Annotated in this window: 13 protein-coding genes; 5 read left to right on the top strand and 8 right to left on the bottom strand. The window is 57.0% G+C overall.

The window, feature by feature from the left end:
• Positions 1-53: 53 nt before the first annotated feature.
• Together tsf and rpsB are read right to left on the bottom strand one after the other, a co-directional pair.
• The gene (gene tsf, locus BS300_RS08965; RefSeq protein WP_041208076.1) at positions 54-935 is read right to left on the bottom strand and encodes a translation elongation factor Ts; all 882 of its coding nucleotides are present in this window, start codon (positions 933-935) and stop codon (positions 54-56) included.
• A 104-nt stretch (positions 936-1,039) separates the two neighbouring features.
• Positions 1,040-1,768, bottom strand: coding sequence for a 30S ribosomal protein S2 (gene rpsB / locus BS300_RS08970; protein WP_005303470.1), 729 nt, complete (start codon positions 1,766-1,768; stop codon positions 1,040-1,042).
• Positions 1,769-2,139: 371 nt separating this feature from the next.
• On the opposite strand from rpsB, the gene map reads away from it, so the two are divergent.
• The 4 genes from map to BS300_RS08990 all read left to right on the top strand — a co-directional run bounded on the left by map (position 2,140) and on the right by BS300_RS08990 (position 7,161).
• Complete coding sequence (map, locus tag BS300_RS08975; RefSeq protein WP_041208075.1) at positions 2,140-2,928, top strand: type I methionyl aminopeptidase; 789 nt, start codon at positions 2,140-2,142, stop codon at positions 2,926-2,928.
• A gap of 85 nt (positions 2,929-3,013) precedes the next feature.
• Positions 3,014-5,650, top strand: a complete 2,637-nt coding sequence (gene glnD, locus BS300_RS08980) for a bifunctional uridylyltransferase/uridylyl-removing protein GlnD (RefSeq protein ID WP_041208074.1) — start codon at positions 3,014-3,016, stop codon at positions 5,648-5,650.
• Positions 5,651-5,823: 173 nt separating this feature from the next.
• On the top strand, positions 5,824-6,651 hold the full coding sequence (gene dapD, locus BS300_RS08985; RefSeq protein ID WP_033116099.1) for a 2,3,4,5-tetrahydropyridine-2,6-dicarboxylate N-succinyltransferase: 828 nt from the start codon (positions 5,824-5,826) through the stop codon (positions 6,649-6,651).
• A gap of 126 nt (positions 6,652-6,777) precedes the next feature.
• Positions 6,778-7,161 carry a DUF3461 family protein gene (locus BS300_RS08990; RefSeq protein ID WP_033116100.1) on the top strand — a complete coding sequence of 128 codons (384 nt, stop codon included), beginning with the start codon at positions 6,778-6,780 and terminating at the stop codon, positions 7,159-7,161.
• 173 nt (positions 7,162-7,334) lie between these two features.
• Here the strand turns inward: BS300_RS08990 and ptsG are convergent, their stop codons facing one another.
• The 6 genes from ptsG to BS300_RS09020 form a co-directional block, all read right to left on the bottom strand.
• Positions 7,335-8,765 carry a PTS glucose transporter subunit IIBC gene (gene ptsG / locus BS300_RS08995; protein ID WP_041208073.1) on the bottom strand — a complete coding sequence of 477 codons (1,431 nt, stop codon included), beginning with the start codon at positions 8,763-8,765 and terminating at the stop codon, positions 7,335-7,337.
• 420 nt (positions 8,766-9,185) lie between these two features.
• The gene (locus tag BS300_RS09000; RefSeq protein WP_143241749.1) at positions 9,186-10,181 is read right to left on the bottom strand and encodes a MalM family protein; all 996 of its coding nucleotides are present in this window, start codon (positions 10,179-10,181) and stop codon (positions 9,186-9,188) included.
• 77 nt (positions 10,182-10,258) lie between these two features.
• Entirely contained in the window at positions 10,259-11,509 is a 1,251-nt protein-coding gene (locus BS300_RS09005; protein ID WP_041208072.1) for a maltoporin, read from the bottom strand.
• Between the two features lie 526 nt (positions 11,510-12,035).
• Positions 12,036-12,470 carry a flavodoxin gene (locus BS300_RS09010; RefSeq protein WP_071912252.1) on the bottom strand — a complete coding sequence of 145 codons (435 nt, stop codon included), beginning with the start codon at positions 12,468-12,470 and terminating at the stop codon, positions 12,036-12,038.
• 77 nt (positions 12,471-12,547) lie between these two features.
• Positions 12,548-13,321 (bottom strand): tRNA pseudouridine(65) synthase TruC, encoded by a 774-nt coding sequence (gene truC / locus BS300_RS09015; RefSeq protein WP_071912254.1) that lies wholly within the window; start codon positions 13,319-13,321, stop codon positions 12,548-12,550.
• On the bottom strand, positions 13,318-13,653 hold the full coding sequence (locus tag BS300_RS09020) for a YqcC family protein (RefSeq protein ID WP_033113715.1): 336 nt from the start codon (positions 13,651-13,653) through the stop codon (positions 13,318-13,320). Before BS300_RS09020 ends, truC begins: the two co-directional genes overlap by 4 nt.
• Before the next feature lie 259 nt (positions 13,654-13,912).
• Here BS300_RS09020 and BS300_RS09025 point away from each other — a divergent pair, with 259 nt between their 5' ends.
• Entirely contained in the window at positions 13,913-14,953 is a 1,041-nt protein-coding gene (locus BS300_RS09025) for a DUF3549 family protein (RefSeq protein WP_071912256.1), read from the top strand.
• Positions 14,954-15,070 lie beyond the last annotated feature (117 nt).

Here is a 15,070-nt window from a genome sequence, read left to right on the forward strand (position 1 = left end):
TATAAAGACCGCGACATAAGTCGCGGTCTGGGGAAACGGAAAAACCGGTTCGATTAAGCCTTCTGAGCGGCCGCGATTTGAGCTGCAACTTCAGCAGCGAAATCGGTCTCTTGCTTCTCGATGCCTTCGCCCACTTCGAAACGGGTGAAGGAGACAACGTCAGCGCCTTCTTTCTTCAGCAGCTCGGCAACGGTCATGGAAGGATCTTTCACGAACGGCTGACCAGTCAGGGAAACCTCACCGGTGAACTTCTTCATGCGGCCTTCAACCATCTTCTCGGCGATCTCTTTCGGCTTGCCGGAGTTGATGGCGATGTCGATCTGGATTTCGCGCTCTTTGGCAACGACGTCAGCGGAAACATCTTCCGGCTTGACGAACTGCGGGCTGTTGGCAGCTACGTGCATGGCCAGATCTTTGGCCAGCTCGTCGGTACCGCCAGTCAGCTTGGTGATAACACCAATGCGGGAACCGTGAACGTAGGTACCCAGGTTGTCACCTTCAACCAGCATCACGCGACGCAGGTTCATGTTCTCACCGATCTTGGCGATCAGGTTGGTGATGGTCAGCTCTACGGACTCACCGTTGCCGAAGTCAGCGGCTTTCAGCGCGTCAACGTCAGCAATCTTCTGGGTAGCAGCGATCTCGACGATCTTCTGACCCATGGCCAGGAAGCCGGCATCCTTGGAAACGAAGTCAGTCTCGCAGTTCAGCTCGATCATGACGGCAACGTTGCCTTCGGTACGGGCGAAGATCACACCTTCAGCGGCGATACGGCCAGCTTTCTTGGCGGCTTTGGCCTGACCGGATTTGCGCATGTTCTCAATTGCCAGCTCGATATCACCAGCAGCTTCTTCCAGTGCTTTTTTGCAATCCATCATGCCAGCGGCGGTGCGCTCGCGCAGTTCTTTTACCAGGGCGGCAGAAATGTTTGCCATGTCCAGTATCCTCGGTCTTGAATTGACAAGAAACAGGGGCCACAAGGGCCCCTGCTAACCAATTACATCAGCTTGGTTAATAAGGGCTTTGCAGTCCTTATCAATTACTCAGCTTCAACGAAGCCATCTTGTTCAGCTTGAACAACGATGTCCTGAGCGCGAGCTTCCAGTACGGTGTCAGCAGCAGCATTCAGGTACAGCTGAACAGCACGGATAGCGTCGTCGTTACCCGGGATGACGTAATCAACGCCGTCCGGGTTGGAGTTGGTATCAACGATGGAAACTACCGGGATACCCAGGTTGTTGGCTTCTTTGATAGCGATGTGCTCGTGGTCGGCATCGACAACGAACAGAACGTCAGGCAGGCCGCCCATGTTCTTGATACCACCCAGGCTCTTCTCCAGCTTTTCCATTTCGCGAGTACGCATCAGCGCCTCTTTCTTGGTCAGCTTGTCGAAGGTACCGTCCTGGCTCTGGGTTTCCAGATCTTTCAGGCGCTTGATGGACTGACGAACGGTTTTCCAGTTGGTCAGCATGCCGCCCAGCCAGCGGTGGTTAACATAGAACTGGTCGCAACGCTCAGCGGCTTCTTTTACGGCTTCAGACGCGGCACGCTTGGTACCTACGAACAGTACCTTGCCTTTCTTGGCAGCTACGGAGCTGATGAAGTTCATGGCATCGTCAAACATCGGAACGGTTTTTTCCAGGTTGATGATGTGAACTTTGCTGCGAGCGCCGAAGATGTAGGATTTCATTTTCGGGTTCCAGTAACGAGTCTGGTGACCGAAGTGAACGCCGGCTTGCAGCATGTCGCGCATAGAAACTTTAGCCATTTTATACCTCTGTATTGGGGTTAGGCCTCCACACATCCCATATAACCGACCCGTTAAGGCACCCCGGCATATGTGTCGATGTGTGTGTGTTGTTTAAGTAAGGGTGATGAAATCGGGACGCAAGTTCCCCATTCCGGCGCGCTTTATATCATAACTTTGGCCACGACACCACCGGAGCGAGGCTAAACGAGCGCTAAATATGGATCCCGTCAACGGAGGTTGCGACTGCCATTTGACGTTGTGATGACAATCACACTGGAAGTACGAAGGGGTTGCGGATAAAATTTTGGCCTGATTGCAAACGCATCTATTTTTCATTACCTGTCCAGCCTGCCCTCGCAGGCCCGGTGGCAGGCCGCAAGAGAGATCCCATGTCCATTAAAATCAAGACACCGGAAGAGATTGAAAAGATGCGCGTTGCCGGCCAATTGGCCGCCGATGTGCTGGTCATGATTGCGCCCCATGTCAAAGCAGGCGTCACCACTGACGAACTGAACACCCTTTGCCACAACTACATCGTTGACGTGCAGCAGGCTATCCCGGCTCCGCTCAACTACCACGGCTTCCCCAAATCCATCTGCACCTCGGTGAACGATGTGATCTGCCACGGCATCCCGAACCACAAGAAGCTGCGTGATGGCGACATCATCAACCTCGACATCACCGTCATCAAGGATGGCTACCACGGCGACACCTCTGCCATGTTCATCGTGGGCGAGACCACTCCGCTGCGTCGTCAGCTCTGCAAGATTGCGCAAGAGAGCCTCTACGCCGCCATCAAGAAGGTACGACCGGGTGCCTGCATCACCGAGATCGGCGCAGTGATCCAGCCCATCGTAGAGAAGGCCGGCTTCTCCGTGGTGCGTGACTACTGTGGCCACGGCATCGGTGCCGAATTCCACGAAGAGCCGCAGATCCTCCACTACCGCAACGGCGGCAAGCTGGAGCTGAAGGCGGGCATGTGCTTCACCATCGAGCCGATGGTCAACAGCAAGAAGTACCACTGCAAGGTCAATCCGAAGGATGGCTGGACCGTCACCACCAAGGATGGCGGCGACTCCGCCCAGTGGGAACACACCCTGCTGGTGACCGAAGATGGCTGCGAAGTGCTGACCCTGCGCCCCGACGACACTATCGACCGCTTCATCAAACACAGCTAACATCGAACCCCGGCCCTTAGCGAAAAGCGCCGGGGTTTTTACTGCCCGTTTCAGCCATATGCCTGCCACTTGTGTGTGAGATGCCATGGACGCCAGCCTGCTTTCCCCCCACCTGTTACCCGACGACCAGCTCACCCGCGACAACTGCAAAGAGTACCTGAGCCGCTTTCTCGGCTGGCTGCACGCCCGCTTCGATGCCGGTGACAATATCATCGAGCTGGTCGCCACCCGCTCCGAATATATGGATCAACTGCTCTGCCGCCTCTGGCAGAAGTTTGGCTTCGACAAGAGCGACCTCACCCTCATCGCGGTAGGCGGTTATGGCCGAGGCGAGCTGCACCCCCACTCCGACATCGACCTGCTGATCCTCTATGACGGCGACGAGCTGGACGAAGTGCTGGGGCTGCGCATCGGCGAGTTCATCACCCTGCTATGGGATCTCAAGCTGGAGGTGGGTCAGGCGGTACGCAACGTGGCGGAGTGCATCGAGCAGGGCAAGGCCGACATCACAGTCGCCACCAACCTCATTGAGGCGCGCTACATCACCGGCCGCAAGGAGGGTTTCCGGCAACTCAAAGAGGCAACCGGCCCCCAGCACTTCTGGCCGAGCGAAGCCTTCTTTCGCGCCAAGCGCCAAGAGCAGGCGGAGCGGCACCAGCAGTTTCTCGGTACCGCCTACAAGCTGGAGCCGGACCTCAAGTGCAATCCGGGCGGTCTGCGCGACATCCAGACCCTCGCCTGGGTCGCCCGTCGCCACTTCGGTGCCACCACCCTGTTCGAGATGACCAGTCACGGCTTCCTCAACCGCGCCGAGTACCGCGAGCTGCTCGACTGCCAGAATTTCCTCTGGAAGGTACGCTTTGCCCTGCACATGGCCATCAACAAGGGCGACAACCGCCTGCTGTTCGACCGCCAGCGCACCGTGGCCCAGATGCTGGGCTTCGAGGGGGAAGGCAACGCGCCGATCGAGCAGATGATGAAGCGCTTCTACCAGACGGTACGGCGGGTTGCCGAGCTCAACGAGATGCTGCTGCAACTGTTTGACGAGGCGATTCTTGGCAACAGCGCCATGGATGTGCGCCGCCTCTCCGACGAGTTCCAGCTCCGTGGCCGCCTCATCGATGCAGTAGATGCCGAGCTGTTCGCCCGCGAGCCTGCCGCTATCCTGCGCCTCTTCTACCAGATGGCCCAGCATCCCGAGATTGCCGGTATCCACTCCGCCACCCTGCGCCAGCTGCGCGAAGCGCGGCGCAAGCTCAACTGCTGGCTGCAGGATCTGCCGGAGTGCCGTCGCCTGTTCATGGCGCTGCTGCGCCACCCCAACGGTATCGGCCTGCCGATGAGCCTGATGCACAAGTACGGCATTCTGGCGGCTTACCTGCCGCAGTGGAACCTCATCGTCGGCCAGATGCAGTTCGACATGTTCCACGCCTACACGGTGGATGAGCACACCCATCGGCTGCTCAAGAACATTCACGGCTTTCCCAACCCGGCCAACCGCCAGAGTCACCCGCTCTGCCACGAGGTGTTCACCCGGTTGCGCAAACCGGAGCTGCTCAGCATCGCCGCCCTGTTCCACGATATCGCCAAGGGGCGGCGCGGCGATCACTCGGAACTTGGCGCCGTCGATGCGCTGGAGTTCTGCCAGCTGCACGGCCTCGATCGCTACGAGAGCCGGCTGGTCGCCTGGCTGGTGCGCCACCATCTGCTGATGTCGGTCACCGCCCAGCGCCGCGATATCTATGACCCTGACGTGGTCACCGACTTTGCCCAGAAGGTGCGCGACGAGCAGCATCTCGACCTGCTCTACTGCCTCACCGTGGCCGATATCTGCGCCACCAACGACACCCTGTGGAACGACTGGAAGGGCACTCTGCTGCGCGAGCTCTACTTCGCGACCCAGAAGGCGCTGCGCCAGGGGCTGGAGAACCCGCCCGACATGCGACTGCGCATTCGCGAGAACCAGCGCCAAGCCAAGCAGCTGCTGGCGCAGCGTGACGTGCCGGAGGAGGCGATCAATCAGCTCTGGGGCGACTTCAAGGCCGATTACTTCCTGCGTCACAGCCCGGAACAGATCGCCTGGCACTGCCGCCACATCATCGAGCATGGCGACAACCCGGCGCCGCTGGTGCTGATCGGCAAACACCCGACCCGCGGTGGCAGCGAGGTGTTCATCTACTGCCGCGACACGCCGAACCTGTTTGCCACCGTCGCCTCGGCGCTGGATCAGAAGAACCTCAACATTCACGACGCCCAGATCATGAACTCGCGCAGCAACTTCGTGCTCGATACCTTTGTGGTGCTGGAACCCAACGGCGAACCCATTAGTCCCAACCGCACCGCCACCATCAAGAAAGCGCTGGAGAAGGCGCTGCAGGAGCCGGGCAAACTGGTGCTGCGCAACAAACCGCTGTCACGGCGCCACCGCCAGTTCAGCGTGCCGACCCGGGTCGTTTTTCTACCGCACAAGGGGGAGAGCCGCCACACCCTGATGGAGCTGACCGCCCTCGATACTCCCGGCCTGCTGGCGCGGATCGGCGCGGTATTCCAGCAGTGCGGCCTGTCGCTGCACGCCGCCAAGATCGCCACCTTTGGCGAACGGGTCGAGGACTTTTTCAGTCTGACCAGCCTCGATGGCGAGCCATTGACGGCAGAGCAGCAACTGCAACTGGAAGAGCGGCTGGTGCATCAGCTCAATCCGCAGCAATTTGTCATGGAGTGAGTGCAATCTGATTCGAAAGAGGCTGTTTTTACCTCCGTTTTCCCATACCAAACAAATGGTTGGCTGGGAAATATGAAAGAAATGGTCGCTGGCCGGAAGAATTCCGGTCAGCCACTTAAAAACAGTCGGAAAAGTGTGATACAACAAACAGAATTTTTTAAAGGAAACCTGTCATGACCGAGTTGCAACAGATCATTGAAGCGGCCTTCGAGCGCCGCGACACCATTACCCCGAGCACTGTGGACAGCGCTACCAAATCCGCCATCCTGCAAGTCATCGAACTGCTGGACTCCGGCAAGGCCCGGGTTGCCGAGAAGATCGCCGGTGAGTGGGTTGTTCATCAGTGGCTGAAGAAGGCGGTACTGCTCTCGTTCCGTATCAACGACAACGGCATCATCAAGGGCGACGACGCCCAGTACTACGACAAGGTTCCCCTCAAGTTCTCCAACTACACCGAAGAGCAGTTCAAGGCTGCCGGTGTACGTGTGGTGCCGCCGGCGACCGCCCGCAAAGGCTCCTTTATCGCCCCCAACACTGTGCTGATGCCCTCTTACGTCAACATCGGCGCCTACGTTGACGAAGGCACCATGGTCGATACCTGGGCCACCGTCGGCTCCTGCGCCCAGATCGGCAAGAACGTACACCTCTCCGGCGGCGTCGGCATCGGCGGCGTACTGGAGCCACTGCAGGCCAACCCGACCATCATCGAAGACAACTGCTTTATCGGTGCCCGCTCCGAAGTGGTTGAAGGGGTGATCGTCGAGGAAGGTTCCGTTATCTCAATGGGCGTCTTCATCGGCCAATCCACCCGCATCTATGACCGCGAAACCGGCGAAATCCACTACGGCCGCGTACCGGCTGGCTCCGTAGTCGTCTCCGGCTCCCTGCCCTCCAAGTGCGGCAAGTACAGCCTCTACGCTGCCGTGATCGTCAAGAAGGTGGATGCCAAGACCCGCGCCAAAGTCGGCATCAACGCCCTGCTGCGCTCCATCGACGAGTAAGCCGTTCACCGTGCTTTAAAGGGCGCCTGATGGCGCCCTTTTGATTTTGGCGCCGCTGTCACAGGCAAGCAGCACAAGCTCGGTTAAGATAGATGGGACAGGATCGTTTCAAACCGAGGAAGCCTGATGTACGAGAATCTCAAGAGTCTGGGGATCCAGGATCCCGCCTCCGTCGACAGCTACACCCTGCGCCAGGAGGCCAACCACGACATCCTCAAGATCTACTTCAAGAAGCAGAAGGGCGAGTTCTTCGCCAAGAGTGTCAAATTCAAATACCCGCGCCAGCGCAAAACCATGCTGGTTGACTCGGGCACCCATGAGTACAAGGATGTCACCGAGATCAACGCCAACCTCAAATACGTGGTCGATGAGCTCGACAGCCTTACCCAGGGCGTGCATGTTCATGCCGACCCGGACATCAAGCAGAAGATCCTGCGCGACTTGCGCCATCTGGAGAAGGTAGTGCAGAACAAGATCAGCGAGATTGAGCGGGATCTGGAGAAACTCTAACCCTTCCCCCTCTTGCTTAAAGAGCGCCCGCTGTGGCGCTCTTTTTATTGCCGCGTACCAACAATACCGGTCAAGTGCTTCATGACAGACTCAGCTCCCAGTCACCAAACGGCACAAAAAGAAGAGGGAGGCTTGCGCCTCCCTCTTCCGGAACCTGATGTCAGGCAACTGAATTAGTTGCTCTTCATCCAGATATCCATGTCGGTTTTCAGGTTGTCGGACTTGGTACCGAAGATGGCTTGTACGCCGGAACCAGCCACTACCACACCGGCAGCACCCAGTTTCTTCAGACCAGCTTGGTCAACCTTGGCTACATCTTTCACGCCAACACGCAGACGGGTGATGCAGGCATCCAGAGAAGCGATGTTCTCTTTACCACCGAAGGCAGCAACCAGAGCGGCGGACATTTCGTCTTTACCTTGGCCAACAGTGGACTCGGTGCTCTCGTCTTCACGACCCGGAGTTTTCAGGTTCATGGCACGGATAACGAAGCTGAATACCACGTAGTAGATGGCAGCGTATACCAGACCCAGACCAACCAGCAGCATCATGTGGCTGGCACGCGGGGACTGAACAACGAAGTCGATGAAACCGTTGGAGAAGGTGTGACCGTGTACGATACCCAGGGTGTTGGTCAGCACGTAAGCCAGACCAGCCAGTACAGCGTGGATGGCGTACAGTACCGGAGCAACGAACAGGAAGGAGAACTCGATCGGCTCGGTAATACCGGTCAGGAAAGAGGTCAGGGCTGCAGAGGCCATGATACCTACTACCTTGGCACGGTTCTCCGGCTTGGCGGCGTGAGCGATGGCAAACGCAGCGGCAGGCAGACCGAACATTTTGAACAGGTAGCCACCAGCCAGCTGACCGAAGCCGTTACCGGCAGCGCGGGACGCGTCATCAGCGGTCAGGAAGCAGGTCATGATACCGTGAACAGTTTCACCGGCACCGTTGACGCAGGTACCAGCCTGATAGAAGAACGGTACGTTCCAGATGTGGTGCAGACCGAACGGGATCAGAGAACGCTCAACCACACCGTAGATACCGAAGGCCAGTACCGGGTTCTGGTTGGCAGCCCAGTCAGAGAAGGCACCGATAGCGCCACCTACTGGCGGCCAAATGACGGAGAGGATGACACCCAGACCGATAGAGAGGAAACCGGTGATGATGGGTACGGCACGTTTGCCGGCGAAGAAACCCAGATACTCGGGCAGCTGGATTTTGTAGAAGCGGTTGAAGGCCCAGGCAGCGATACCACCGGCCAGGATACCACCCAGCACACCGGTCTCGATGCTTTCAACACCCATGACAGGTGCCATTACCTTCAGAGTGGCGACCATGATGCCGTAGCCAACGATGGCAGACAGGCCGGATACACCGTCGTTATTGGTAAAGCCAAGGGCGACACCCACTGCGAACAGCAGGGCCATCTGGCCAAATACGGAACCACCGGCCTGTTCCATCAACTGGGAAACAATTTCCGGCAGCCAGCTGAAGTGGGCAGCACCCACCCCCAACAGAATACCTGCGACTGGCAGGACTGATACTGGCAGCATCAGCGCCTTACCAACCTTTTGCAGATTAGCGAAAGCATTTTTCAACATTGTGTGCGCTCCTGAATGGATTGTCGTCCCTGAACGATTTATTAGGATGAACCAACGACTCTTCATCGAAATATTATCGAATGGGGTTTGCTTATTTTGACCATCAGAATATAACCCAGCGGGTCGTAAATTTCTGCTTTCGATGGAAGTGGAATATTGATTTTGGAGGGAAGATCACAACTTGTTCTGGAGGGAAAATTGCACATATTTTTTGAATGCAATTCTGCACAATCACTCTATTACACCTAAATATAAATTACAGTTTCGCATTGTATTTTTATTATTCCAAACAATGCAAACAGAAACGGCGCGTAACTCAATGTAACAAGCTTGTTCTCTATTATTTCAGTCTACCGATTAAAAAGGCCTCCAACAAGGGAGGCCTTAATAAATATAGTGATCACTCAAATTTGCTTGAGCTTATTTTTGCGAGCGCTTCACCGCATCGACAAATACCTGTTTCGCTTTGGTCGAACCGGCACGTTCGGCTTCATTGACCAGCTGCATCGCCTTGTCGATATCGCCCACTTTCACCGCCTTCTCGATCTGGGATTGATAGAAGGCTTCGGTTTCACTCAGCATGGCAGGAGCAGGTTTGGCAGGGACAGCTGCACTCGTTGCAACAGCAGCTGCTGTTGCTGCAGGAACAACCAGCTTGTTCGGGGTAGGGTCGACGATCGGTGTGTTGGCATTGATCGCTTCCTGGTAAACCGGTTTGTAGAAGTTATCACCCAGCTTGGTGGAGCTCATGTCTTCCACATCAACGCTAACCACACCCCAGGCAGAGTGAGGGATCAGCGGATCCTTGGCGCCATAATCCTGAACACTCAATGACTTGGCCATCATCTTGGAGGGGCTCATCGCTTGGGTGGTTTGGCTCAAAGTAGCCTGAGTGGTGTAAATCACCATGTAGGTTTCGTTGTTCGGGTTGCCAACATAGGAACGGTCAATGGTAAAGACGCCCTCTACCCGATCACCATCCAGCAGCCTGGCCGGCTTATAGGTAATGATGTCGGAACCGATAGTACGAGTCGGTTTGAACTGGGAGTCCAGCATCAATACGGTGGGGTTGAACAGGGTCTTGTCGATCAGACCTGCAACGGTAATTTTGAGATCGCCGGAATTGGTCGGCAACTTGAACGCTGCGTAATAGCTCTTGCCTTCCGGGAAGTTGAACGCTGGAGAGCTGCCATCAATGGCAATCAATTTTTTCTGCTCAGCGGCCAACGGCTGATACCGCAACTCACTGATACTAGAGCAACATACTGTGGCTGTGCCGAGTTGCTGCAGTGCGCTGGCACGGCTATCGAGGATACTCTTGTACTCCTGGGTGGGAGCCACTGTAGCCTCAAGAGACGCACACGCCGTCATCAGAGTGGAACACAAAATCGTCAACGCTACCTTGCTATATTTCATCTGCATACCCTACACGCCATCTTGAAAAAAAGAGCCCCCGACAAGCGGGGGCGACTTGATATCAGGTGATGGAGAGATTACCACCAAGCTTCGGCTTGTACACCGAAGTTCCAAGCATTGTCTTGTGCCTTGCCGTTGCTGTCAGCACGGAAAGCACCGTCCTGATCCACGTAAGAGGCGAATACACGGATTTCCGGACGAGCCCAGAAGCTGGAACCAGCAGACCAAGCCTGTGCGATGGTGTACTTGCTACCTTCAGTGGACTTGTCTGCAGTGTTTTTAGCCTTCTCGTTATCCTTGAAGTAACCCACTTCGACGATGGTCTTCATGACGTCGTTCCACTTGTACATCGGACGAGCGACGATGGAGAAGGTATCCAGATCTTTATCCTTGCTACCTTCCAGACCGTTGGCTTGTGCGTAGATGATCTGGTGGCCAAACTCGACCTTGTCACCTACCGGCAGTACACCCCAGTTGATCAGACGGAAACCATCGCCGCTTTCACCGTTGGCTTGCAGACCACTGCCTGAACCACCTTGGTAGTTAACACCTTGAGCAGCCAGACCATCCTTGAAGTACTGAGCAACAGTCTTGTTAAAACCACCCAGCATGGATTGGGTCAGCTCAGCAGTCACCATGTGGCCATCTTTCAGGTCCGGATACTTTTTCTTCTGCTGGTCGGTCGGGTTGCTCTTGGCAAAGTCATAACCCAGTTCCAGAGAGGCATCAGTCCAGAGCGGGATACCGGCATAACGGATATCAAAAGTATTGGTATCCAGAGTGTTAGTGTTGTCGCCCGCATCATACTTGTCCCACGGATCGTTACGAACAACAGCAACAGAGAGCTTGCCCGGACCAGCTTCGATATTTTCTACACCAGCACCGGCACCGGATACATCCCAGTAGTAGGTATCGGAGATATGGATGTCATGACGTTGATAGTAACGCTTACCAGCCCACAGGGTTTCGTTGCCACCAAACAGGTTTTTGGCTTGCACGTTGAACTGACGCAGAGCGAAGGTAGCATCACCATCTTTGCCGTCGCCTTCCCAGTCACGCTTCTGACCAGAGGTCATGGCAAACATGGAGTCAACATAGAAAGTCTGGTTGTTCTTGTTGTAAACCTCTTGGCCCAACTGAACTTCACCATAAGTTTCGTTCTCGTTACCAAGACGACCCACTTTCTGTTTAGTGATGGTCTGCATGTCGCCGTTATCGGAAACACCGACACCGGAACGCATATAACCGTGGAAATCTACGGCAAAGGCGGCTTGGGAAGCCAGGGCGGCAGTAACAGCTGCAGCAATCGGGAGCCACTTCATTTTCATTGTCATATTCCTTATTTCCCGCTGTGAGGAGTGTGATCCTGAATATTTATCACCGGGCAATCCTGCTGGTGATAACCGAGGTCGATTATAGGGAGCGCATATCGCGACAAATATGAACCGACTCACAAAATGGCGACAAATCGCTCGGCAAACGATCGCCTCACACCAATGACGCAAAAAATCCAAATAAAAAGCAATAACTAACCAACTATGTCAAAAATGAAGCGATCAAGATCAACCTGAAACCGCTCTCATTGATTAATTCGCGACGAGATGAAAGTGAATATTTGATCACTCATTGGCAAAAACATGACTGAAATCGCTTTCATGATTGAACTTTTATTTGCCTGATATGTCTTGCTGCCTTTTGGAACAGCACAAACAAGAAAACGGTGTCAGTGAGAAATATGTCGTTATTGTCAGTGCGGATATTTGATGGGCATGGGAAGAATGGCGTACAAATAATAATCCCCTGCCGAACCGGACAGGGGACTTATATGAGGCAAATTACCGCGTCATTTTGCGGCTATATATGCCAGCTTTTTAGCCAGGCCAGAGCGACCCGCTCCGGCTCATCGTGCAGGGTCGCATCCAGTTCAAGGCGCGGGACAACCGCTGTTGCCCCCAGCTCCTGCAACTGACTATCCAGCCGACGGCCAGCGCCGCAAAAATGGTCGTAGCTGCTGTCCCCCATGGCGACCAGAGCGTACCGCAACCCCTTGAGCCAGGGTGCGCGCTCAGCCAGATCGGTGGCAAAGGGTTGCAGATTGGGAGGGATATCCCCCTGCCCCGTGGTGGCACTGACCAGCAATAAAAAACGGCCGGGGTCGATATCCTCCAGCCGTGCCTCTTCATAAAGCGCTGTCTTGTGCCCTTGCCGTGCCAGCTCATCTGCCAGCGTCTCGGCCACCAGCATGGCCGCACCATAGACGCTCCCCACCACGATATCGATCTCTGCCATCACCTGCTCCCTGCCATTTCAGTCGGATGATGAGTCACTTTATCGACAAGCTGGCGCCAGATGCAACCTGATGCGGATCAGTAGTCGCTCTCGCTGGCAGGCCAGCCCAACTCGGCAAACAGACGCAGCACATCCTGACCAAGCGGCGCCTGGATCCGCATCGGAACCTTGAGGATCGGGTGGGTAAAGCTCAGGGTGCGGGCCACCAGCAGCAGGCGCTCGCAGCCGTAGTGCTCGCGGAAGAAGCGGTTATGGCGGCCATCGCCGTGGGTGGTATCGCCCACAATCGGGTGGAACAGATGATCCATATGGCGGCGCAGCTGATGCTTGCGGCCGGTTTTCGGGAACAATCTGACCAGACTGTAGCGACTGGTGGGGTGTTTCTTGGAGACCGCGTGGGGCAGCTCGACCCGATGCAGCCGGCGGAAGGTGGTGACTGCCTCCTGCGCCGGCCGATCCGGGTCGCTCATGGCATCGGCGATCTTGTCCAGCTGCTCCTTGAGGGGGTAGTCGATCACCCCCTGCTCGGGCGCCCAGCCGCGTACCAGCGCCAGATACTCCTTGTGCACCTGACGGTTGGCAAACGCCTCGGTCAGGGTACGAGCCACCGCCGGATCGAGGGCAAACAGCAGCACCCCTGAGGTAGGCCGGTCTAGGCGATGAACCGGATAGACATGGCGACCGCCGATCAGATCCCGGGTCATCTGCATGGCAAAGCGGGTCTCGGCCTTGTCGAGCCAGCTGCGATGCACCAGCAGGCCGGAGGGCTTGTTGACCGCCACCAGCCACTCATCCTGATAGAGCAAGGTGAGCAGCAGCGCTTTCTCTTCTTTACTCTGCTCGTCCATCATTGCTCGACCACTTTGCCGGAGAGCAGCAGGTCGAAGCGGGCGATCAGCCGCAGCAGAGCCTCCACCTCGGCCAGCTCCTCTTTATAGACTTCGCTGGCCATGGGGTAGAGGGAGACGCTGCTCGGCAACGGCGCCTGCATCACCACCAGCTGCTCCATGCGCGGGATCAGCACGAACTGCAACCACTGGTCAAAGCTCAGGGTATCGACACAAAAAGGCAGGGTGCTGGCCAGTGCCTCCTCGCCCGGATGCTCCGCCTGCCAGCGCTCGAGACGCTGCAGCTCGGCCGTGAGTTCCCCCAGCAAGCCGGCGACCAGCAAATATTGATTCATATCGTGCACTTCCTCATCACCACAGGTTGATCCGGGATGGCCGCGCGCTTGCCGAGCAAGGCAACAACAAGACGCCAGCCAGAGCGGCAGCCTTCGCAGCCAACCGCCCGTAAAAAAGGGCGATACTATACACCTCCTCCCGAGCGGCTGCCATGCAGAGATCCCGCCGCAGACTCGCCATCAGGGCCGGAGCCAACGCTGGCTATCCGTGGCCATGGCCTTATAATCGGCCCGCATCATATTCAAGCCGGAGCTCTCCATGTCTGCGACGCCGACCGCCATCAATACTCTGACCGACTTTCTGACCCAGGCTGGCACCCAGTTCCAGCTGTTTGACATGGGCCGCCAGGTGCGGCCGCTGGCCAGCGACACCTTTGTGCGCATCGAACAGCAGCAGGAGCCCTACCCCTGGCCGCTGCAGCAGCACGCCTGGCTCAGCGTTCACTTTTTCCAACCGAGCGAGTCGCGCCACTACCTCTGGTTCCTCAAGTTTGCCCTCGACGAGCGCGGCCTGCTCATCTCGAGCGGCCCCAAGCACTTCATGGATCAGGTGGTGGAGACGCTGGGCTACAAGCTGACCGGCGAGCTCGACGAGGAGAAAGCCAAGCGACTGGCTGACAACCCCTACACCTTCCGCCCGGCCGAGGCCAAGATGGCGAGCCTGCACGCCAAGCTGGCGCGCCAGCTGGAGCAGGCCCCGTCTGCCTATTACGAAGCGCTCTGCCACTATCTGGCAGCCCCCAACGACACCGGCTGGCAGACGCTGGGGCTGCAGGGTTTTGCCGATCTGGCGGAGCGGCTGCATGATGAGCGCAATCTGGCGCTGGTCTGCAAGGCGCTGCCCAAGTTGCCACAAGAGCCGCTCTACGCCCTCTGCCAGAGTCTGGAGAGCGCCCCCTTGCCACCGGCCGTGCAAGGCGCCCTGCTCGAGCGGATCGGCAAGGAGCAGGAGTGTGCCGCCCCCAACCCGGAGACCCTGGCATACCTCTGCCGCGCCATGGCCTCCTGCCCCGGCAGCGCACTGCGCACCAACAAGCTGCTGACCCTACTGCAAACCCAGCCAAGCCCGGCGCTGCTGCTCGCCATCGCAGGCCGGCTCTGGCCCGATCTGCAGGATGCCAGACTGCTCGGCGACTATCTGGAACAGCTCGCCCTGCAACCGACCCAGTTCTTCAATCAGGTTTTTGCCGAGCTCGTCACTTTACCGGCCCTGCGCAATGATATGCTGGCCAGACTGCGTGACCCGGAGCGCAGCGAGGAGCTGGGCAAGGCGATTGGCCGCCTGTTTGCCTCTGCCTGATCTGCGGCACCGCCGGGCCCATTGGCCACGGCCCGGACAACAAGGGAGTCTGACCACAGGCTCCCGCTATCTGGCTGACAGCCGACTCTGACAATGATCCGACAACAAGGAAGCTGC

Source organism: Aeromonas sp. SCS5 (assembly GCF_001887375.1).
In the GTDB taxonomy this organism is placed as follows: Bacteria; Pseudomonadota; Gammaproteobacteria; order Enterobacterales; family Aeromonadaceae; genus Aeromonas; species Aeromonas jandaei.